We start from the raw sequence: 20992 nt of genomic DNA, 5'->3' as shown, positions 1-20992 counted from the left end.
GCGCCGGTGAGGCCGAGGCCCGTGGCCGGGGAACCGCCGACGGGGGCCGAGGCGCACGGCTCCGCGGTCTGCGCTTCCGCACGTCCCCGTAACCCGCGCGGACGCCGGGAAGTTGGCGCGGCATGCGCCACAGTCACCCCCCGCAGCTCCCGGACACCCCGTCCACCCCCTCCGTCCCGACGACTCCGTCCGCTCCCTCCATGGGGCGGCTCGCCGCCGCCTCCCTCGTCGGCACCGCGATCGAGTTCTTCGACTTCTTCGTCTACGGAACGGCCGCCGCGCTCGTCCTCGGCCCGCTCTTCTTCCCGACCTTCTCGCCCCTCGCCGGGACCCTGGCCGCCTTCGGCACGTTCGCCGTGGGCTTCGTCGCCCGCCCGCTCGGATCCGCCCTCTTCGGACACATCGGCGACCGCTACGGGCGGCGACCGGTCATGTTCGCCTCGCTGGTGCTGACCGGCTGCGCCACGGTCGCGGTCGGCTGTGTCCCCTCGTACGCGACCCTGGGCATCACCGCTCCCCTGCTCCTGCTCGTCCTGCGCTTCCTCCAGGGGCTCGGTCTGGGCGGCGAGTGGGGCGGCGCCGTGCTCCTGACGGCCGAGCACGCGCCGGAGGGGCGGCGCGCCCTGTGGGCGAGCTTTCCGCAGATCGGCCCGCCGGTCGGCTTTCTCCTGGCGAACGGTGTGATGCTGGCGCTCTCCGCCGGGCTGACCGACGCACAGTTCCGCGAGTGGGGCTGGCGTGTGCCGTTCTGGGCCGCCGGGCTGCTCGCGGCGGGCGGTCTGCTGCTGCGCTCCTCACTGGCGGAGACCCCGCAGTTCGAGCGCCTGGCCGCGGAGGGGCGTCGGGCCGGCGCCCCGCTGGCGGAGGTGGCGCGCGACCACTGGCGTCTCGTGCTGCTGACGGCGGGCGCCCTGGCGGTCGGCTACGCCGTCTTCTACACGGTCTCCACCTGGGCCCTGGCGTACGGCACCGAACAGCTCGGCATCGACCGGACGGTGATGCTGGTCTGCGTCATGGGCGCGGTGGCGATCAGCGGGGTAGTGACCCCGTTCGTCGCGATCCTCGGCGACCGCCACGGCCGGCGGCCCCTCTGCCTCGCGGGCTGCGCCGCCTCCGCGCTCTGGATGTTCCCGATGGTGGGGCTGTTGCACACGGGACGGCCGGTGCTGATGTTCCTCGGCTTCACGGGCGCGCTGCTGGCGTTCATCACGATGTTCGCGGTGGTCGCCGCGTATCTGCCCGAGCTGTACGAACCGAGGGTGCGCTGCACGGGCGCGGCGGTCGGCTACAACCTCGCGGGGGTCCTGGGCGGGGCCCTGACGCCCATCGTCGCGACGGCGGTCTCCAGTGGCGGCACGGGTGCGCCCTGGGGTGTCGCGGCGTATCTGACCGTGGTGGCGCTGGTGAGCCTGGGCTGCTTCGCACTGCTGCCGGAGACCAAGCCGGCCGCGCGGACCGAGTCACCGGAGGGCGTGCCCGCGTAGCCGCGGAGCGCGCCGGAAGGGGCCGGAGCAGGCCGGGAGTCCCGGAAGACGCCGGTGGCCGGTGCGGACGGCTGTGTGCCGTCCGCACCGGCCACGGTGCGTGGATCGGGCGGGGATCAGACCTCGACGCTGTCCTTCTCGGACTTGCCGGACGCCGCCGGCTTGCCGTCGCCGCTCTCGGCCGCCTCGCGCTCCGCCTGCTTCTTGGAGGCGATCAGGCTGGTGATCGTGGTGATGACCAGGACGCCGCAGATGACCGCCAGCGAGAACGGGATCGAGATCTCCGGGACGTGCACCCCGGACTCGTGCAGGGCGTGCAGCACCAGCTTCACACCGATGAATCCGAGGATCACCGACAGGCCGTAGCTGAGGTGGACCAGCTTCTTGAGCAGGCCGCCGATCAGGAAGTACAGCTGCCGCAGACCCATCAGGGCGAAGGCGTTGGCGGTGAAGACGATGTACGGGTCCTGGGTCAGGCCGAAGATCGCCGGGATCGAGTCGAGGGCGAAGAGCACGTCGGTGGTGCCGATGGCGAGCATCACGACCATCAGCGGGGTCATCACCCGCTTGCCGTTCACCTTCAGGAAGAGCTTCGTGCCGTGGTACTTGTCGGCGACGCCGAACTTCTTCTCGACGGACTTGAGGAGGCGGTTCTCCTCGAACTCGTCCTCCTCGTCGTCGGAGCGCGCCTCCTGGATGAGCTTCCAGGCCGTGTAGATCAGGAACGCACCGAAGATGTAGAAGACCCACGAGAAGCTGGCGATGATCGCGGCGCCGGCGGCGATGAAGATCGCGCGCAGGACGAGGGCGATCAGCACACCGATCAGCAGCACACGCTGCTGGAGGTGGGAGGGAACCGAGAACTTCGCCATGATCAGGACGAAGACGAAGAGATTGTCGACACTGAGCGACTTCTCGGTGATGAAGCCGGCGAAGAACTCGCCGGACGCCTGGCTGTTGCCGAAGAACAGCAGTCCCAGGCCGAAGAGCGCGGCGAGGACGATCCAGACGACCGACCAGGTCCCGGCTTCCTTGATCGACACGTCATGGGGCTTGCGCCCGATGAAGAAGTCGATAGCGATCAGGGCGGACAGACCGAGAATGGTCAGCACCCACAGGGTCATTGAAACGTCCACTGCGCCTCCGGCGTCGTACGGCTACTGATCAGCGTCGTCGCTGCCGGAGGTCTCTTCCACCCGGGCACGCCCTAGGGCGAGCCGGGCCGACGCCCCGGGATCGAACCGCTCAGGGTCCGTCCGTATTGACGGGAACGTCGCACATGGGGAGTACTCCCCTCCGCACCGAGAAGACTACCCGAAGAGCCAAGAAAAGGTAAAGGCCAGGGTAAAGAAAGCCCAAGTGACCAGGTCAACGGTCCCATTGGCGTCGCGCCTCGGCCACCTGGGAGAGAACCTGGCGGAGCACCCCGCTGCCGGGCGGGAACATCGGCGGCTCGTACGTCCAGGCATGGCCGACCCACGGATCGGCGAGGTGATCGTCGGCGACCGGGGTGAGACGCAGCAGGGAACGCCACAGCGGGTCCAGGACCGGCCCATACGCGGAGGCGTCCTCCCGGTCCGCGACCATCAGCAGGTGGACGCCGACGGCCGGGCCCTCGTCCGCGAGGTAGCGGAGCTGGGTGACCGCCCGGTCGTCGAAGCCGTGCGGGAAGTCGTGGACGATCAGCAGCTGCTCCGCGGTGTCCATGCCGGGCGGCAGCGCGTCGGGAGCGCCGGCCCGCATCGCCATCTGGATCAGGTCGACGCGCTCGGTGAGCTGGGCGAGGACGGCGGACACCCCGGCCGCGCCGGCTGCCGGCGGTCCGGCCAGCCCGCCCGCCTCGACCAGCGGCGCCAGCGAGCCGGCGCCGGAGCCCGCCGGGTCGACGACATGGACGGCGAACTCGCCGGGCGGGTGGACGGCGAGCAGCCTGGCCGCGTGCGCGACCGCGGTGTCCATGGCGAGACGCCGCAGCTCGGCCTGGTCGAGGAGTCCGGCCGCCTCGGAGCGCCCTCGTCCGCTGTCCACCCACAGCCCGCGCTCCAGGGGGAGGCGGACCAGCATGGGGATGCGCAGATCGGTGCGCTCGGGGAGGTGGAGGTCGCCCAGGCGCACGGCCATCGGGACCTCCATGGGGACGCGGTAGGCCTGCCAGACCGGGTTGTCCCAGCGGGCGAAGGCGGCGGGCAGCGCCGGTTCGACGACCTCGGACTCGGCGGCCAGCTGGGCGAGGTCCCGGTCCAGGGCCTCCTGCGCGCGGGCGACGAGCTCGTCGTGCTTGGCGCGGGCCGCCTCACGGGCGGCGTCCCCGGCGCCGCCTATGCGGCTGCGCGGGTCGGAGAGCGCGCGGTCGAGCTCCTGGTCGAGGCGGGACTCGGCGAAGTCGCAGGCGCTGCGGTACGCGGCGGTGGTGCGCGCCAGGTCCTCGAACATGCCCCACACCTGGTTGTAGAGCCGCTCGTCCATGGACCAGCCGCCGGCGTCCCCGGCCACGGGAGTGGGGTACCCGGTGGGAGGGAGCGCGGGGCCGGGCTCCGGAGGGGGCTGGCGGCGCGGGTGCGCGTAGTCGATGGGCCCGTCGGCGGCGGGGACCGCCGGCGCGTCCTGGTGGTCGGCGGCGACGGGGGCCGTGTGCCGGACGCGCTCCGCGTCGGGGACGCGCGGGGGCGGGGCGGAAACCGAACGGGCCAGGCCCCGGGCGACGGCGTCCAGGATCGACGCGGCGAGTTCGGCGGGGCGCTCCACGCCCTGGTCGCCGAGCATGGCCGCGAGACCGCCTTCGTACCCCTGGCCCATGGCGCGGACCTTCCAGGCGCCCTGGCGGCGGTACAGCTCCAGGGCGACGACTGCGGACTCGCGGTCGAGGCCGGTGATCGTGTAGCTGGCGATCTCGGTGCCGTCGAGGCCGGTGACCGCGACGAAGGGGGCCGCGACGGCGCCGAAGCGGGCCGGGCCGCCCACGCCGGCGGGCAGCGCGAGGAGGACCGAGACGCGGTGCACGGCGGGCGGGAGCGCTCCGAGGTCGACGGCGAGGCGGTGATCGGCGGCGGCCTGCTGCGAGACCTCCACGCCCGGCAGCGAGGGCGAACCCGGGTGGGCGATCCACTCGGCCCCGCCCATCCTGCCCTGCTCGTCGCAGAGGGTGGCGCCGGCGACGACCGGATGGCCGGCCGACACCCGGATCTCCAGTCGGGTGTCGGGCAAGGGGTGGTTCTGCCCCCGGACCAGCTCGGCCGTCATCGACTCTGTCCCCTCGGATGCGTTGATCGCGTGCGTAGATCGGAAGCGTGGATCGGATGCGTGCGTCGGATGCGTGGATCGCTGCGGACCATGTGGGACAGCTCCCGGCGGCCTGCTGCCTCCGGGAGCTGTGGGTGCCGCCGCCGGGTCCGCCTACAGGTGCGGCAGGATCGACGGCATGAGGTCCTGGAACGTCCGGCCGTTGGCCGGGTTGCCCAGGGCGGTCATCTGCCAGCCGGTGCCGGCCCGGTGCACCTTCGCCATGATCTGCGCGGTGTACTGGCCGCCGCCGTCCAGGGTGTAGCGGGCGAGCTCCTGGCCGTTGGTCTCGTCGACGATCCGGCAGAAGGCGTTCTGCACCTCCTGGAACGTCTGTCCGGTGAAGGAGTTCACCGTGAAGACGATCTGGTCGATGTGGACGGGGACCCGCTGGAGGTCGACCAGGATCGACTCGTCGTCGCCGCCCTGACCCGCGCCGCCCACCAGGTTGTCACCGGTGTGCCGGACCGAGCCGTCGTCACTGACCAGGTGGCGGAAGAAGACCACGTCCACCGGCTGCTTGTCGGCGAAGAGCACCGCGGAGGCGTCCAGGTCGACCTCCCGGGTGCGCGAACCGAACAGGCCACGGCGCGGAGCCGCCTGCCAGCCGAGCCCCATCCGTACCGAGGTAAGGGTGCCCCCGCCCTGCTTCTCCAGGCTGATGGCCTGACCCTTGGTCATGTTGACCGTCACGCGCTGTCCCCTCTCCGTCGTTCCCCGCGGCCGTCTCTGCTGTGCGTGCGGTTGTTCAGCACCCTACGCAGGGGCATCGACCGCGCAGCAGACGCGGTCGCGTTTTGTGTCGGTCTTGCAACACACCCGGCGGAGCCGCGGAGCCGCGCGGTCAGGCGAGTCCACCCTCCTTCATCTGGCGCAACTCCTTCTTCAGCTCTCCCACTTCGTCGCGGAGCCGGGCGGCGACCTCGAACTGCAGCTCCGCCGCCGCGGCGCGCATCCGGTCGGTCATCTCCTCGATGATCGCGGCCAGTTCGGTGGCAGGGCGGTCGCCGAGCTCGACCGTGCCGCCCGCCTTGCCGCCCTTGCCCTTGACCGTGGTGGAGTGGGCGGCGAGGGAGGGGACGGGCGTCTTGGCGCCCTTGCCGTCCTTCGCCTGGCGGTAACCGCTGCCGAGCAGCTGCTCGGTGTCGACCTCCTCGCGCGCGATGGTGGCGACGATGTCGTTGATCTTCTTGCGGAGCGGCTGCGGGTCGATGCCGTGGGCCTTGTTGTACGCGATCTGCTTCTCACGGCGCCGGTTGGTCTCGTCGATGGCCTTCGCCATCGCCGGCGTGACCGTGTCGGCGTACATGTGGACCTGACCGGAGACGTTGCGCGCCGCGCGGCCGATGGTCTGGATCAGCGAGGTGCCGGAGCGCAGGAAGCCCTGCTTGTCGGCGTCGAGGATGGCGACGAGCGAGACCTCGGGCAGGTCGAGGCCCTCGCGGAGCAGGTTGATGCCGACCAGGACGTCGTACTCGCCCGCCCGCAGCTCCCTCAGCAGCTCGATACGGCGCAGGGTGTCGACGTCGCTGTGCAGGTAGCGGACCTGGATGCCGAGCTCCAGGAAGTACTCGGTGAGGTCCTCGGCCATCTTCTTGGTGAGGGTGGTGACGAGGACCCGCTCGTCCTTCTCGGTGCGCAGCCGGATCTCGTGGACCAGGTCGTCGATCTGTCCCTCGGTGGGCTTGACGACGACCTCGGGGTCGACCAGACCGGTGGGGCGGATGATCTGCTCCACGAAGCCGTCGCCGCGCGACAGCTCGTAGGTGCCGGGGGTGGCCGAGAGGTAGACCGTCTGGCCGATCCGCTCCTGGAACTCCTCCCACTTCAGCGGGCGGTTGTCGAGCGCGGAAGGCAGCCGGAAGCCGTGGTCGACCAGGGTCCGCTTGCGGGAGGCGTCGCCCTCGTACATCGCGCCGATCTGCGGCACGGTGACGTGCGACTCGTCGATGACGAGGAGGAAGTCCTCGGGGAAGTAGTCGAGGAGCGTGTTGGGCGCGGAGCCGGGCTCGCGGTCGTCGAAGTGCATCGAGTAGTTCTCGATGCCGGAGCAGGAGCCGATCTGGCGCATCATCTCGATGTCGTACGTGGTGCGCATCCGCAGCCGCTGGGACTCCAGCATCTTGCCCTGCTTGTCGAGCTCGGCGAGGCGGCTCTCCAGCTCGCGCTCGATGCCGTTGATCGCCTTCTCCATGCGCTCCGGGCCCGCCACGTAGTGGCTGGCGGGGAAGACGTACAGCTCGCGGTCCTCGCTGATGACCTCGCCGGTGAGCGGGTGGAGCGTGGAGAGCGCCTCGATCTCGTCGCCGAACATCTCGATGCGGACGGCGAGCTCCTCGTAGACCGGGAAGATCTCGATGGTGTCGCCGCGGACCCGGAAGGTCCCGCGGGTGAACGCCAGGTCGTTGCGGGTGTACTGGATGTCGACGAAGCGGCGCAGCAGCTGGTCGCGGTCGATCTCCTCGCCGACCTTGAGCGGGACCATCCGGTCCACGTACTCCTGCGGGGTGCCGAGGCCGTAGATGCACGAGACGGAGGCGACCACGACCACGTCGCGGCGGGTGAGCAGCGAGTTCGTCGCGGAGTGGCGCAGCCGCTCGACCTCCTCGTTGATCGAGGAGTCCTTCTCGATGTAGGTGTCCGACTGGGGGACGTACGCCTCGGGCTGGTAGTAGTCGTAGTACGAGACGAAGTACTCGACGGCGTTGTTCGGCAGGAGCTCGCGGAACTCGTTCGCCAGCTGGGCCGCCAGCGTCTTGTTCGGCGCCATCACCAGGGTGGGGCGCTGCAGCTTCTCGATCATCCACGCGGTGGTCGCCGACTTGCCGGTGCCGGTGGCACCGAGCAGGACGACGTCCTTCTCGCCGGCGCGGACGCGCCGCTCGAGGTCGGCGATGGCCGTCGGCTGGTCACCGCTGGGCTGGTAGGGGCTGACGACCTCGAAAGGCGCCACCGTACGTTCGATCTTGGAAACGGGCCGCATGCAACCACCGTACGACCCGCCACTGACAGTCGGGCGGCGAACGGCCCACCGGCCGGCCCGGGCGCCCTCCCGGACGCCTTCCGGAGCCTCTTCCGGGGCCGTCCGTCACCAGTCCTGGGAACGGTGTCCGCCCCGGTGGTCCCCCTTGCGGGCCCTCCGCCCGGAGGCCGGCCGGGCGGACCAGTTCGCGGGCTCGCCGTAGGCCGGGGCGCGGCGCGGCGCGGGCACCCCGGGCACCCCGGGCCGGTGCGCGCCCGGCGACGCGGGCCGCTGCGGGTCGGGGTCGCCCATCACGAGCAGCGGGTCGAACATGACGACGACGGCGGCCAGGAGGAGGAAGACGGCCGGGCCGACCAGCATGGGCAGGAGGAGCGAGGTGGCGGTGTCGCCGGGGCCGGGCGCGGGGGTGCCGTGGAGATGGACGTTGACCGCCGCCATGGCGGTGTAGTGCATACCACTGACGGCGAGGCCCATCACCAGGCTCGCTCCGAGGCTGGCCAGAAATCCGTGTACCGACACGGCCGCCCAGAGGGCGGTGGTGGCCGCGACGACAGCGATCACGACGGAGAGGGCGACGGTGAGGGTGTCGTAGTCGATGCGTCCCTGGAACCGCATGCCCGCCATCCCGAGGTAGTGCATGGTGGCGATGCCGAGGCCGGTGATGGTGCCGCCGGTGACCAGGGTGAGGGGGGTGGCGCCGCGGTAGCCGACGATGAAGATCCCGATGCCGACCATCACGACGGCGACGCCCAGGCTGGCGAAGGTGAGGGGCCGGTCGTAGCTGATGGGGGCCCGGTGCACGGAGAAGCCCATCATGGCGATGAAGTGCATCGTCCAGATGCCGGTGCCGATGGAGGTGGCGCCGAGGGCGAGCCAGCCGGCCTTGAAGGTGTCCCGGTGGCGCAGCGACCTGGTCGTGCAGCGCAGGCCCAGGGCGCCGCCGAGGCAGGCCATGAGGTAGGCGGCGACCGGGGTGACGAGGCCGTAACTGAATCCGTCGACCGTGCCCTGCATGAGCGTGTGTCCTCCACCCGTGGTGCAACGTCGTCCGAAAACAGTCGGTACCGCTGAGTAAGTGCTACCGGGCCGAGATTATGGCGCGCGGAGGGCCGCACGACCATGTGGTCCGGGAATTGGCACCCGTGAGACCGATACGAGACCGCCTCGTGATGTCGGGCCGGGGTGCGGGCGGCGATGACCCCAGGGCGGCGAGGGCCGGGCGGACCACGTTGTCGGTGGGTGGTCGTACCGTGATCGGTATGGACTCCAAGGTGGAATGGGCGGTCGTGGACAGCGACATCGGCCCGCTGCTGCTGGCCGCGACGGACCGCGGCCTCGTGAGCGTGGTCTTCCACGCGCGCGAGGCGGTGCGGGACCGGGCGCTGGACCGGCTGGCGGCGCAGCTCGGCGCGGACCGGGCGGAGCTGACGGAGAGTGCCTCGGGGCGGCTCGCGGAGCCGATACGGCAGCTCGCGGAGTACTTCTCGGGCGGCCTGCGGGAGTTCGACGTCGCTCTCGACTGGAGGCTGACGGCCGGCTTCAACCGCCAGGTGCTGCGCGAGCTGGCGGACGGCGTGCCGTACGGAGCGGTCGTGGGGTACGGAGACCTGGCGAAGCGGGTCGGGCAGCCGGGGGCGGCGCAGGCGGTCGGGGCGGCGATGGGCGCCAACCCGCTGCCGGTGGTCGTGCCGTGCCATCGGGTGGTGGAGAGCGACGGCGGGCTGGGGGGCTTCGGGGGCGGTCTGGAGACCAAGCGGATCCTGCTGGCCCTGGAGGGCGTGCTCCCCCAGCCGCTCTTCTGAAGACCGCTCCGGCTCTTCCGACGGCCGGGGTCCGTCGCTCCCACCGCGGCTCCGCCCCCGCTCAGGCTTCGCGCACCCCCTGGAAGGTACGCGGAGCGTTCCCCTCCGGCCGTACTGCTGGCACACTCCCGTAAGTGACCAACACCTCCAGCGCCCCTGACGCCACCTCCCCGCCGGAGACGCCCTCCCCCGTCGCGGCCGCCGAACTGCCGGCGCTCCGGCGGCGGATCCAGGCCGTGCTGATCGCCAGCCAGATCCTCGGCGGCCTGGGCATCGCCATCGGCGTCGCCCTGGCCGCCGTGCTGGCCAAGGACGTGAGCGGCACGGAAGCGCTGTCGGGCCTGGCCTCGACGGCCTCGGTCGCCGGGCCCGCGCTGCTCGCCATGCCGCTGGCGTCCCTCATGGGATCTCGCGGGCGGCGGCCCGGGCTCGTGCTTGCCTATCTGGTCGGGGCGCTGGGCGCGGGGGTGGTCGTGCTCGGCGCGGTGGTCGACAACTTCCCGCTGCTCCTCGTGGGCCTGGTCGGCTTCGGCGCGGGGTCCTCGGCCAACCTGGCGGCCCGGTTCGCGGCGGCGGACCTGGCCCCACCGGACCGCAGGGGCCGGGCCATCTCCACCGTGGTGTGGGCGACGACCATCGGCGCGGTCCTCGGCCCGAACGTCGCCGCGCCGGCCGGGGAGAGCGTGGCGGGCTTCGGCGTACCGGCGACTGCCGGACCGTTCGTGTGGGCCGCGGGCGTGTTCCTGATCGCTGCGGGCGTGGTGGCGTTGCTGCTGCGCCCCGACCCGCTCTTGACCGCCCGCGCCCTGTCCGGCCCGGCCGGGTCCGAGGAGGCGGCCGGCCGCTCGCTCCGTGCCGGGCTGAAGGCCGTACGGGAGTCCTCCCGGGCTCGCCTCGCCCTGGTCACGGTCGCCGTCTCCCACACCGCCATAATCTCGATCATGTCGATGACCCCGGTGGCGCTGAGCCATCACGGGGCCGGCATCCAGTTGATCGGCCTGGTGATCAGCGGCCACATCGCGGGCATGTACGCCTTCTCGCCGGTGATGGGATGGCTCTCGGACCGGCTCGGGCGGCTGTCGGTGATCGGTCTGGCCGCCGGGCTCCTCTCGGTCGCGGCGCTCCTCGCCGGCACCGCGGGTCCGAGCCACGCCCGAACCGCCGCGGGCCTCTTCGTGCTGGGCCTGGGCTGGTCAGCCGGGCTGGTCTCCGGCTCGGCCCTGTTGACGGACTCCGTCCCGCAGGCGGCGAGGGCGGCGGTCCAGGGTCTCTCGGACTTCATCATGAACACCGCGGCGGGCGTCGGCGGGCTCGCCGCCGGACTGATCGTGGCCCGGGCAGGCTACGGCTGGCTCAATTTCGTGGGCGCGTGCCTGCTGCTGCCGATGGCGGCGCTGGCGGTACGGGGCGCGCTGCGCCGCGCCTGAGAGCCCGTCCGGCCGCCTCACGACGAACGGTTCGGCGGGCCCTTCAGCGCAGGACCGCCGGGGACGTCGCACCGGACACCGAGCGTCGTGGCGTGCCCGTGCCGTCGGCGGGGACGGTCCACACGGATCCCTCGTGCCCGTACGCCAGCGTGCGGTCGTCCGTCCAGGCCGCCTGGTCGTCGATGCTCCGCTCCTCGGCGACCGCGTGTTCCCGCAGGGTGCGCAGGTCGAGGACGTGCAGGCGCCAGGGTGCCTTCGGGTCGTCGGAGACCTTCTTCTTGAACGCGATCCGGGTGTCGTCCGGCGACAGGGAGGGGCATTCGACGTTCCCCCTCAGCGTCCGTGCCGACCACCTCCGCATGTCCCCCTCCACCAGGTAGGTACGGCCCTTCGTCGCGACCGTGGCGTAGAAGCGGTTGTCGTCGCGGGCGAAGGTGACGCCCCAGTAGTTGACGTCCGGGGCGTGATACCGGCGGCCGTGGAGGGTGAGCGGAATCTGCTCCATGTTCTTGACGAGATAACCGGTGCGCAGATCGAGGATCGAGGTCCTGGTCGAGAACGCCGAGGTCGCGTACGAGTCGCCCGTCGCGAACATCGTCCAGGAGAGCATCTGCCCGGAGGCGGAGACCCGGGCCCGGTTGGGGATCCCGGGCAGCGCGATCCGGCGCAGCTCGCGCAGCCGCCGGTCGAGCACGATCGCATACGAGCGGGTCGGCACGCCCGGCCGTCGTTGCAGGCAGAGGGCGGTGGGCCCGGCTGCGTGGAAGCGGTCGCAGCGGGGGCCGCCGACGGCGCGCGGTCCCGGCGCGCCCGGGTCGTGGCGGCCGACGCGGCCGGTCACCGTGTCGCGGAAGAGGAACCCTCCCGCGGGCCCTTCGAGGGTGAGCGCCGGGCCGCCCGGCGTCTCGACGGGCAAGGCGGTGCGGTCGGCGGCCCGGAGCGTGTAGGCGGTGGCCCCGCCACAGAGCAGGACGACGGCGAGCACCAGCGCCCAAAGTCGCCCACGGGTGAGGCGGCCGGTGACGGTGCCGTGGCCGTTGCCGGTCATGAGGAGTGCCTTTCGGTGGACGGGTGCCCTTCGACGGGTGGGTCCTCGGGCAGCAGGAACCGGGCTCCCCCGAGGGCGGCCGACAGCCCGGCGGCGGCGAGTACGAGCGCCGTCGACGGCCCCCACACCGTCCAGGCCGCCCCGAACCCGGTCGCCGCGAGCAGCCGGGCCAGCGCCTGGACGGTCTGGACGAGGGCCAGCCCGCTCGCCCGTCGCCCGGCCGGCAGCAGGGGGCCGGTCAGCGCCATCAGGACCCCGTCCGTGGCTGCGTAGAAGACCCCGAGCAGGCCGAGGACGACACCGAGCACGAGCAGGTCGGGGCCGGGGGAGAGGAGCAGGGCGTACGCGAGGAGGATCGCCCCGTGCCCGTACAGGAAGGGGCGGCGGCGTCCGATCCGGTCGGCGAGCCGGCCGGCCGGGACGGCGAGCAGCAGATAGCCCGCCGCGGCGCCCAGCGGCAGGAACGGGAACCAGGTGACGGCCAGGTCGAGACGCCGCTGGAGCAGCAGGTAGACGAAGGCGTCGCCGACGGTGACGGCGCCGAGCAGCGCGGTGGCGCCGAGGATCCGCCGGTAGGGGGCGGAGCGCAGGGGTGCGAGCAGCGTGGCCGTCCTCGGCCGCGGCTCACGGCCGGCCGCACCGCGGACTGTCGCCGCGCCCGCCGCCCCGCCCGGCACCAGGACCGCGAGGAGCAGCACGCCGAGCACTCCGACGCAGAAGCTGACGACGAACACCGCGTCGTACGCGTCCGCCGTCGCCCACAGCAGGGCGAACGCGGCCAGCGGTCCGAGCAGGGCGCCGGTGGTGTCCATCGCCCGGTGGACGCCGAAGGCGCGGCCCAGGTCCTCGGGCGGGCTGCTGAGGGTGATCAGCGCGTCGCGCGGGGCGGTGCGGATGCCCTTGCCGAGCCGGTCCCCGGCCAGCGCCGCCGCTATCCAGCCCGTCGCCCCGCCCGCGAGGAGCAGGCCGAGCCGCGAACACGCGGACAGGGCGTAGCCGATCCCGGCGACGCGCTTGTGCCGCCCGCCGCGGTCCGCCGCGTGGCCGCCGAGCAGCCGTACGAGCGCGGTGGCGCCGTTGAAGAGCCCGTCCAGGAAGCCGAACTGGAGCGGGGAGAGGCCGAGTCCGAGGACGAGGTAGAGGGGCAGGACGGCCGTCACCATCTCGGAGGAGATGTCGGTGACGAGGCTGACCGTGCCGAGCGCGAGGACGGTGCCGCCGACGCGCCGCCGGGCCCCGGTGCGGGGCGGCGGCGCGTCGGGGCGACCGGTGGTCGCCAGGTACATCAGTGGCAGGTGTAGGTCGGGCCGGTGTCCTTGACCTGGCCGTCGGTGCCGACGTACTGCCAGGTGTAGGTGGTGTCGGTGAAGTCGAGCTTCAGGACGCCGTAGGTGCCGCTGATCCGCTTCTGGCTGTTCGGCTGGACCGTCTCGATGGGATAGGGCTCGGCCCCGCCCATGCCGCCGACGATCTCGACGATGCCGCCGGGAGTGGCCCGCCCGGACGGGTCCTGCGGTGCGAACCGCTCGTAGTGGTGGTCGTGCCCGTTGAGGACGAGGTCGGTCCCGGCCCCGTACAGGATCTGCCAGACGGGTTTGGAGACCGGGTCGTTGCCGTGGCCGCCGGAGGAGTACAGGGGGTGGTGGAAGTAGGCGGCGACGCAGCCCTTGGTGTTCCGGGCCAGGTCGTCCTTGAGCCACTGGATCTGCGCGGGGTCGTCGAAGGAGTTGGAGTCGAGGGCGAGGAAGTGCCAGTTGCCCTCGTCGTAGCTGTAGTACGGCTTGCCCTGCGGGTAGGCGAGGGCACCGAAGTAGGACTTGTAGCCGGCGAGGGGGCCGGCCGGGTCGTAGGTCTCGTGGTTGCCGGGGACGGGACGCGTCTTGGCCTTGAAGACGCCCCAGGTCTTGTCGTAGTAGGCGCGGAAGTCGGAGAGCAGGGCGTCGTCGTACTGGTTGTCGCCCATCGTCAGATAGAACTTCGGGTTGATCCGCTGTGCCAGGGCGGCGGTCTTGGGGTGGGCGCACGAGCTGCTGGAGGCGGTGCACCGGTCGGCGATGTCGCCGGCGGCGACGACGGTGAACGCGCCCGAGGGCGGTGGGCCGCCGTCCAGGGTTCCGTAGACCTCTACCTCGTAGAGGGAATAGCCGTACGACGTGCCGCGCGCCGTCCCGTAGACGCGGAGATGGCGGCCTTTGCCGCTGAGCCCGGTCCAGTCGTCGGTGCCTCCGTTGCCCGCCGTCTCGGTGGCGAGCCGGCTCCAGGTGACGCCGTCGGCGGAGATCTCCACGCGGTAGGCCTTGGCGTAGGCGGCCTCCCAGGAGAGGCGTACCCGCGAGACGGTTGCGGTGGATCCGAGGTCGACCCGGATCCACTGCGGGTCGGAGCCCTCGGCACTGGCCCAGCGGGTGGCCGGGTCGCCGTCGAAGGCCTTGCCCGGAACGAAGGTGGAGTCCTCGACGGACGACGAGGTGGCGGGCCTGCCGTGGGAGATCAGCGGGTCGGCGGCCGCTCCGGCACGGCCCGGGTAGGCGAGCAGGAGGCCGCCGACGAGCAGGAGCACGGCGGCGAGGACAAGGGAGGGGGTGAGCGGGAGGGTGCGGCGTGGTGGGACGGAGGCGTACAGGCGCATACCTGGGCTCCCTGCGACGGGGGCGGCGAGAGCTGGACACCGGTGCGGCGCACCGCACCCCTGGCCCTGGGACATCCGCACGGGGGACGGATCGGGGCAGAGGGCGGTACTCGGCGGCCGGGTCAGAGCTCTCGCTGAGCGCGTCACGCCCACGTTGATCGGGCGCCGCGCCGAGCCGCTGCCCGGGAGAATAGCTGACAGGAAACCTTCCTACCAGACCTTCGGCCAGCCGTTCAGAGGCTGATGTGGTACGCCTTGCGCAGCGTCTCGTGGACGGTCCAGGTGGTCCGGTCGCCCTCGCGCAGCACACAGGCGTCGCCCGGCCCGATCTCCATCGTGGCGCCGCCCTCGACGGCGACGGTGGCACGGCCGCTGACGACGACGAAGAGTTCGTTCGCCTCGGTGTCGGTCACCACTCCGGGGGTGATCTGCCAGATCCCGCGCACCTGCGTGCCGTCGGCGGACTCCCAGAGGACCTTGCCGGTCACCTCGGGAGTGCCCGAGACGATCTGGTCGGGCGCGAGCGGCTCCGGCTCCAGCTCCGCGTCGGGAATGCGGACGGCGAAGGAGGGCCGATCATGTGTCGTCATGGGCGGTGACTGTAGCGGGGCGCCGGCGGCGCCCCACGGCCAGGACCTGGAAGCACCTCTCCCGCGCGAAGCGCCCGCACCCCGGTCGGCCTACATCAGGTCGTCGGACGCCCCGCGGTCGTCGTACAAGTGACGAATGGACACCTCGGCCCCTTCGGGGGCGGAATCGCTCATACGCGCACGTCGTCCAGGTCGACCATCGGGCGCCGCACGGCCGGAAACCGGGCCGCCGGCGCATGGTGCCGGCAGATGTCCCCGCTGGTCGCGGGCGGCGCCTTTGGTGCGCCCAATGTTGGTTCGGGGGAATACGCCGAGCCCCCTGTCGAGCATGGCGTGCGCGCGTCAAACTCGCCGTGAACTCCTCCCCCACCTCCGACAGGAGAGTGCCATGCCAGCGTCAGCCTTTTTCCCCCGCACCGCCGCCCTGACCGCCGCCACCCTGCTCGCCACCACCGCCGCCACGACGGTCGTCGCCCCCACCGCGCACGCCGCCGAACCGGTCGCGCCGGGCGCCGCCCACAAGGCCGCGTACGACACCCTCGGCCCCCAGCGCCTCACCCCCGCCCAGCGGAGAACGACCGCCGCCAAACAGGCCGAGGCGGCGAGACGGTACGAGGGGCTGCGCACCCGGGGCGCGCTCGCCGGCTACAAGGTCTCCGGCGGACTCCACCAGTCGCAGAAGACCTCCTACTGGTGCGGCCCGGCCACCCTCGTGATCACCCAGTCCGCCCACGACGAGGTCGGCGGCCGGTCGCAGCAGGACGCCGCGACCCTCCTCAGGACGACCACCAACGGAACCGCGTGGTACGGCATCAACATCAACGTGCCCAACCCCACCGGCTATCCGATGGCCGACGCGCTCAACCACCGGCTGCCCGGCGCGGGTTACGTCCCCAAGGCGCTGCCCTACACCCCGACCGCCACCGACAAGGCGAACTTCAAGAAGCACATCACCCACAACACCGACAACGACTACGCCATCGCCGGCAACGCCTGGGAGGTGCCGGGCGGTCCCCATCTCGTCGGCCACCCCAACATCGAGATATTCCACTGGGTCTCGATCGACGGCTACAACACCGACACCGCGGCGGGGCAGGTCAACTACCTCGACCCGGTGGGCGGGGTGAGCACGAGCGTGATCTCGTGGGCGGGCTCCGTACCGAAGTCGGCGCACATCTCCTCCGACACCCTCACCACCATCATGGGCGGCCGTGGGTACGTCTGGTAGGGCTCGCCGGACCGGCTCGACCGTGGTCCTGCTGCTGACGGGCGCCCTGCTGGCAGGGTGCTCGTCGGCGGAGTCCGTTCCGGAGCCGACGACCGGTCCACCCACCGGCCGAGTCACCGACCCCGCGTCCGCCCCGGCGTCCCTTCTCGCCGGCGCCTGCGAGGTGGGGCTGCCCGACGCCTGGCGGTCCGCGCTCCACAAGGGCGAATTGCGGACACCGGCCGGTGAGCGGGCCGTCCTCACCGACACCGGCCCCGGCTGGACCGCCGTCCAGCTCACCGGCGCGAAGCACCGGCGCGCCGCCCTGATGCTCGGGCGCGGCGCCCCGCGCACCCTGCTCACCCTCGCGGACCCCGTCGAGCACCAGTTGCTCGCCGCCGACTTCGACGGCCGGCGGTGGGCCGCGTTCGCCGTCCTGGAGGGGCGGACCCTCGACAGCCCCTGGAGCCTGTACGTCTGGGACGCCACCACGGGGAAGGCCAGACGCCTGGCCCGCGCCGACCGGCCCGGCCCGCTGCCCCAGCCCGTCGTCCGCGCCGGAACCGTCCACTGGGCGCAGGGCGTCGGCGGTGGAAGGGCCACGGTGTACGCGGCCCCGGCCGTGGGCGGCGCGGCGCGGGCCCTGCACACCGGCGTGATGGACGCGCCGTTCGTCGCGGGCGACCTGCTGGTGTGGCGCGAGTCGGGCAGCGGGTCGGGGGGCTCCGGGACACGGCTGGCCGCCGTCTCCCTCACCGGCGCGGCGTCGCCCGCCGCACTGCCCGGACCCCTTGCCGCACTGCGGGACCTCCGGTCCGTGGTCTCCGACGGGACGACCTGGGCGTGGGTGGAGGGCGAGGCCGCGCCGCGGTTGATGGTGTGGCGGGCGGGGGACGCCCGGCCGGTCGCCGCCGTCGCCACGTCCCCGGCGGTGGACGGCATGGACCAGCTCCGGATAAGCGGGCGTCTCGTCACCTGGCGGACCCCGGAGACCTCCTACGCCCTGGACCTCGGCTCGGGGTCGTACGCGCGGATCACGCCGGCGTACGGATACGCGCAGGCCAGGGGTGGTGCGCTGGCCGTCGCGTACAGCGTGGGCAATCCCAAGACGGCCGGCTCCCGGCCGGTGATCCAGGTGGTCGACGCCGACCGGCTGCCGGGCCTGGCCGCCTGTGGCAGAAGGTAGCCACCGAGGTTTGGGCGGCTCCTGGTCGCGCCAGAGATGGGACATGTCCACACACGTGTCCGAAGAAGTGCGGGAGGCGCTCCACGAGGGGCGTCCCGTCGTCGCGCTCGAGTCCACGATCATCGCCCACGGCCTGCCGCGCCCGCGCAACCTTGCCGTGGCGACGGAACTGGAGACGCTGGTGCGGGACGAGGGCGCCGTTCCCGCCACGATCGCCGTGGTCGACGGCACGGCCCACATCGGCCTGGACGAGGCCCGGTTGACGCGGATCGCCGAGGATCCGGCGGTACGGAAGCTGGGCCACCGCGATCTGGCGCCCGCGCTCGCGACGGGGGCGACCGGGGCGACGACGGTCTCCGCGACGGCGTGGCTGGCCGATTCGGCCGGCATCCGGGTCTTCGCGACCGGTGGGCTCGGCGGTGTGCACCGCGAGTGGAGCGAGACGCAGGACGAGTCGGCGGATCTGCGGCTGCTCTCCCGGGTGGGGATCACGGTGGTCTGCGCGGGGGTCAAGTCGATCCTGGACGTCCCGGCGACGCTGCAGCGCCTGGAGACCCTGGGCGTGACGGTGGTGGGGTACGGGACGGCGCACTTCCCCGGCTTCTACCTGGCCTCCTCGGGCGAGCCGGTCGACTGGACGCTGCGGACGCCCGAGCAGGTGGCCCGCGTCATACGGGCTCAGGACGAGCTGGGCGAGCCGTACGCGGCGCTGGTCGTGGCCAACCCGGTTCCGGTCGAGGACCAGTTGGAGCCGGCGCTGCACGACCGGGTGCTCACTCAGGGACTGGCCGCGGCGAAGGAGAAGGGGATCACCGGCCAGGCCGTGACCCCCTTCCTCCTGGAGTATCTGACGGTGCACACCGAAGGGGCGTCTCTGGAGGCGAACCTGGCGGCGGTGCGCGGCAACGTCCGGCTCGCGGCACGGATCGCGGCGGCCTACCACGGCACGCCGTGACCGGGCTCCTGGTGGTGGGGGACGTGGTCACGGACGTCGTCGCCCGGCACCGGACCCCGCTCGCGCCCGCGACCGACACGGCTGCGGCGATCCGTACGCTCCCGGGCGGCGCGGGTGCCAACGCCGCCTGCTGGGCCGCGCGTTCGGGGTGCGAGGACGTGCGGCTGCTCGGCCGGGTCGGCACCGAGGCGGCCGACTGGCACACCCGCGCCCTGCACCGGGCGGGGGTGCGGCCCCTGCTGGTCAGGGACCCGGAGGCAGCGACGGCGACGGTGATATCCCTGGTGGACGCGAGCGCCGAGCGCACCTTCCTCACCGACAGCGGGGCGGCCCTGCGCCTCTCCCCCGCCGACTGGTCCGACGAGCTGCTCCGGGGTGTCGCGCATCTGCATCTGTCCGGGTATCTCTTCTTCGCCGCGCCGAGCCGGGAGACCGCGCTGAGGGCGTTGCGGGGCGCGCGGGAGGCGGGGGTCGCGGTGAGCGTGGACCCGGCCTCGACCGGGTTCCTGAAGGAGTTGGGGGTGGACCTGTTCCTGGCGGCGGCGCAGGGCGCGGAGGTGCTGTTCCCGAACGCCGACGAAGCCCGGCTGCTGACCGGCCGCACCGATCCGGTGGCGGCGGCGGAGCGGCTGAGCCGTATGTTTCCGCTGGTCGCGGTCACCTTGGGCGCGCGGGGCGCGCTGGTCGCCGAGGACGGGTCGGTGACAGGCCGGGTCGCTGCCGCGGGGGTCCGGCCGGTGGACTCGACAGGCGCCGGCGACGCGTTCGCGGGCGCTTTCCTGGCGGCCCGTCTCGCGGGGGCGGACCCGGTGACGGCGGCGGAGGCGGGCTGCCGGGCCGGCGCGGAGGCGGTGACGGTGGTGGGCGGCCGCCCGGAGAGCGGGGCCTGGCCGCCGCGCGGGGTCCGGCCGTAGAGCAGGGTCCGGCCGTAGAGCAGGGTCCGGCCGTAGAGCAGGGTCTGGCCGGCGCGCGGGGCCTGGCAGGCGTGGCCGGGCCTAACCGTCGAGGCCGGTCCAGGCGGGGTGGCGCGGATCGTCGGTGCGAACGACCACATCGGCGACGTCGGAGGGGCCGACCTCGTCCTCGTACCGCGCGAAAGCGGGCAGGGTCCAGGGCTCCTCGGTGCGGCGCGCGAGGGCTGCGGGCGACAGCCGCAGATGGACGGTCACGTCGAACGGGAACCAGTGTCCGAGCAGGAACGGTCCGTGCACCACCAGCACACCGCCCGGCGGCAGTTCCACGTACGGACTACGGGTGGCGCGGTCGGTGACGGGGTCCCACAGGTCGGGCAGCACGCGCCCGCTCCCGCCCGCCTCCAGCGGTCCGAACACCTCGCGCCAGAGCGCCCCGGTGTCGAACCAGCCGCTGTAGTACGCGTCGGGGTCCTGCTTCCCGTACTCGAAGCGGAGCGAGGCGGGCCGCAGAAAGCCTCCTGTCCCGACGACGAGGACGGACCTGCCCCGCAGCCGCAGCGCCTCGGCGATCCGCTCGGCCGTCTCCCCGGTCGGCGCCGCGGGCGGCCCGTCGACGCCGACCTTGAGCCAGTCACCGCTGTCGCCGGGTGTGGCCCGGTCGACGTGACCGGCCAGGATCCGGGCCAGGCGCTCCCAGGTGATCGCTTCATAACGCAACGGACGTGACCCCGTTCCCATCCTCGGTCTCGGCTCGCACGGAACAGGATCATTGTCGCCACCGGAGCCGGGCGGGGCTGAACGCCCACGCACCGACTCACGCGACGGGTGCGGTTTCCGCCCTCGCCGCCCGGTCCGTACGGTCGGCCCGGCCCGCCGCGACCGCCTCGGCGAGCGTCAGCTCCCCGCTCGCCAGGGCGCGGCAGGTCGCGAGGTCCGTCCGCAGCCGCACGTCGGCGTCGTCGGCCGGCCCGTCTCCGTACTCCGGCGGGCCCTCCGCCCCCCTCCGTACGTGGAACTCGCCCTCGTCGAGCGTCACCTGCACCACCACCCCGGCGCTCTCGGCCTCCAGGGCGCGCAGCAGCGGGATCGCCAGCCAGTGGGCGCGTACGGCGTCGGTGGGCCGGGGTTCCTCCAGTGCGGGCGCACCCCACTCCGCCAGGGCTCGCAGGACGGGCAGCAGGCCGCGCCCCCGCTCGGTGAGTTCGTACACGGACGCCGAGGCGGGCGGAGGCAGCCGGCGGCGGGTGAGGAGTGCGGCGCCCTCCATGTCCTTGAGGCGGCCGGCCAGCATGTCCGTGCTGACGCCCGGCAGATCGGCGTGCAGGTCGGTGTAGCGGCGCGGCCCGGCGAGGAGTTCACGGACGATCAGCAGAGTCCAGCGGTCGCCGACGACGTCGAGGGCGCGAGCGGCGGCGCAGTACTGGTCATAGCTTCGGCGGCGTGGCATGCGACGCAGTCTAGACAAGTTGTTGGACTTTCCAAGCTCGA

General features: G+C 72.7%; 18 protein-coding genes. 7 read left to right on the top strand and 11 right to left on the bottom strand.

Annotation, left to right across the window (positions count from 1 at the left end; genetic code table 11):
- Window positions 1-200: 200 nt before the first annotated feature.
- Window positions 201-1484, top strand: coding sequence for an MFS transporter (locus tag IE136_RS02530; RefSeq protein ID WP_158994145.1), 1284 nt, complete (start codon window positions 201-203; stop codon window positions 1482-1484).
- Between the two features lie 116 nt (window positions 1485-1600).
- On the opposite strand, the gene IE136_RS02525 is transcribed toward IE136_RS02530, so the two are convergent.
- From IE136_RS02525 to IE136_RS02505, 5 genes are all read right to left on the bottom strand, one after another.
- Window positions 1601-2620 (bottom strand): TerC/Alx family metal homeostasis membrane protein, encoded by a 1020-nt coding sequence (locus tag IE136_RS02525; protein WP_189599271.1) that lies wholly within the window; start codon window positions 2618-2620, stop codon window positions 1601-1603.
- Window positions 2621-2852: 232 nt separating this feature from the next.
- On the bottom strand, window positions 2853-4724 hold the full coding sequence (locus IE136_RS02520; RefSeq protein WP_189599270.1) for a TerD family protein: 1872 nt from the start codon (window positions 4722-4724) through the stop codon (window positions 2853-2855).
- A gap of 153 nt (window positions 4725-4877) precedes the next feature.
- Window positions 4878-5456 carry a TerD family protein gene (locus IE136_RS02515; protein ID WP_158986231.1) on the bottom strand — a complete coding sequence of 193 codons (579 nt, stop codon included), beginning with the start codon at window positions 5454-5456 and terminating at the stop codon, window positions 4878-4880.
- Between the two features lie 151 nt (window positions 5457-5607).
- Complete coding sequence (uvrB, locus tag IE136_RS02510) at window positions 5608-7746, bottom strand: excinuclease ABC subunit UvrB (protein WP_158986233.1); 2139 nt, start codon at window positions 7744-7746, stop codon at window positions 5608-5610.
- A 105-nt stretch (window positions 7747-7851) separates the two neighbouring features.
- Window positions 7852-8760: an MHYT domain-containing protein gene (locus IE136_RS02505; protein WP_189599269.1), complete on the bottom strand. Its 909-nt coding sequence runs from the start codon at window positions 8758-8760 to the stop codon at window positions 7852-7854.
- Window positions 8761-9005: 245 nt separating this feature from the next.
- Between IE136_RS02505 and IE136_RS02500 the strand changes: the two genes are divergently transcribed.
- Together IE136_RS02500 and IE136_RS02495 are read left to right on the top strand one after the other, a co-directional pair.
- Window positions 9006-9548: a methylated-DNA--[protein]-cysteine S-methyltransferase gene (locus IE136_RS02500; RefSeq protein WP_158986237.1), complete on the top strand. Its 543-nt coding sequence runs from the start codon at window positions 9006-9008 to the stop codon at window positions 9546-9548.
- 134 nt (window positions 9549-9682) lie between these two features.
- Window positions 9683-10975 carry an MFS transporter gene (locus IE136_RS02495; RefSeq protein ID WP_189599268.1) on the top strand — a complete coding sequence of 431 codons (1293 nt, stop codon included), beginning with the start codon at window positions 9683-9685 and terminating at the stop codon, window positions 10973-10975.
- Between the two features lie 43 nt (window positions 10976-11018).
- Here IE136_RS02495 and IE136_RS02490 read toward each other — a convergent pair whose 3' ends face one another.
- The 4 genes from IE136_RS02490 to IE136_RS02475 all read right to left on the bottom strand — a co-directional run bounded on the left by IE136_RS02490 (window position 11019) and on the right by IE136_RS02475 (window position 15242).
- Window positions 11019-12023: a TolB-like translocation protein gene (locus tag IE136_RS02490; RefSeq protein ID WP_158986241.1), complete on the bottom strand. Its 1005-nt coding sequence runs from the start codon at window positions 12021-12023 to the stop codon at window positions 11019-11021.
- Window positions 12020-13309: an MFS transporter gene (locus IE136_RS02485; RefSeq protein ID WP_158986243.1), complete on the bottom strand. Its 1290-nt coding sequence runs from the start codon at window positions 13307-13309 to the stop codon at window positions 12020-12022. The genes IE136_RS02490 and IE136_RS02485 overlap by 4 nt, the downstream gene beginning before the upstream one ends.
- Complete coding sequence (locus IE136_RS02480) at window positions 13309-14652, bottom strand: discoidin domain-containing protein (RefSeq protein ID WP_158986245.1); 1344 nt, start codon at window positions 14650-14652, stop codon at window positions 13309-13311. Before IE136_RS02480 ends, IE136_RS02485 begins: the two co-directional genes overlap by 1 nt.
- 233 nt (window positions 14653-14885) lie before the next feature.
- A complete protein-coding gene (locus IE136_RS02475; protein WP_189599267.1) occupies window positions 14886-15242 on the bottom strand; it encodes a cupin domain-containing protein in 357 nt (118 codons plus the stop codon).
- Between the two features lie 388 nt (window positions 15243-15630).
- Here IE136_RS02475 and IE136_RS02470 point away from each other — a divergent pair, with 388 nt between their 5' ends.
- The 4 genes from IE136_RS02470 to IE136_RS02455 are packed head-to-tail and all read left to right on the top strand — an operon-like array spanning window position 15631 to window position 19504.
- Window positions 15631-16470, top strand: a complete 840-nt coding sequence (locus IE136_RS02470; protein WP_229818598.1) for a hypothetical protein — start codon at window positions 15631-15633, stop codon at window positions 16468-16470.
- Window positions 16454-17635, top strand: a complete 1182-nt coding sequence (locus tag IE136_RS02465; protein ID WP_229818597.1) for a hypothetical protein — start codon at window positions 16454-16456, stop codon at window positions 17633-17635. Before IE136_RS02470 ends, IE136_RS02465 begins: the two co-directional genes overlap by 17 nt.
- Window positions 17636-17678: 43 nt before the next feature.
- Window positions 17679-18590 carry a pseudouridine-5'-phosphate glycosidase gene (locus tag IE136_RS02460; RefSeq protein ID WP_158986247.1) on the top strand — a complete coding sequence of 304 codons (912 nt, stop codon included), beginning with the start codon at window positions 17679-17681 and terminating at the stop codon, window positions 18588-18590.
- Window positions 18587-19504 carry a carbohydrate kinase family protein gene (locus tag IE136_RS02455; RefSeq protein ID WP_189599266.1) on the top strand — a complete coding sequence of 306 codons (918 nt, stop codon included), beginning with the start codon at window positions 18587-18589 and terminating at the stop codon, window positions 19502-19504. The genes IE136_RS02460 and IE136_RS02455 overlap by 4 nt, the downstream gene beginning before the upstream one ends.
- Window positions 19505-19585: 81 nt before the next feature.
- On the opposite strand, the gene IE136_RS02450 is transcribed toward IE136_RS02455, so the two are convergent.
- Complete coding sequence (locus tag IE136_RS02450; RefSeq protein ID WP_158986251.1) at window positions 19586-20221, bottom strand: nucleoside/nucleotide kinase family protein; 636 nt, start codon at window positions 20219-20221, stop codon at window positions 19586-19588.
- A 97-nt stretch (window positions 20222-20318) separates the two neighbouring features.
- The gene (locus IE136_RS02445) at window positions 20319-20951 is read right to left on the bottom strand and encodes a winged helix-turn-helix transcriptional regulator (protein WP_189599265.1); all 633 of its coding nucleotides are present in this window, start codon (window positions 20949-20951) and stop codon (window positions 20319-20321) included.
- Between the last annotated feature and the right edge of the window lie 41 nt (window positions 20952-20992).

Origin of the sequence: Streptomyces lateritius (assembly GCF_014649715.1) — a bacterium.
GTDB lineage: Bacteria > Actinomycetota > Actinomycetes > Streptomycetales > Streptomycetaceae > Streptomyces > Streptomyces lateritius.
The sequence above is the reverse complement of the archived record's forward strand: the minus strand, read 5'-3'. Positions and strand labels throughout refer to the sequence as shown.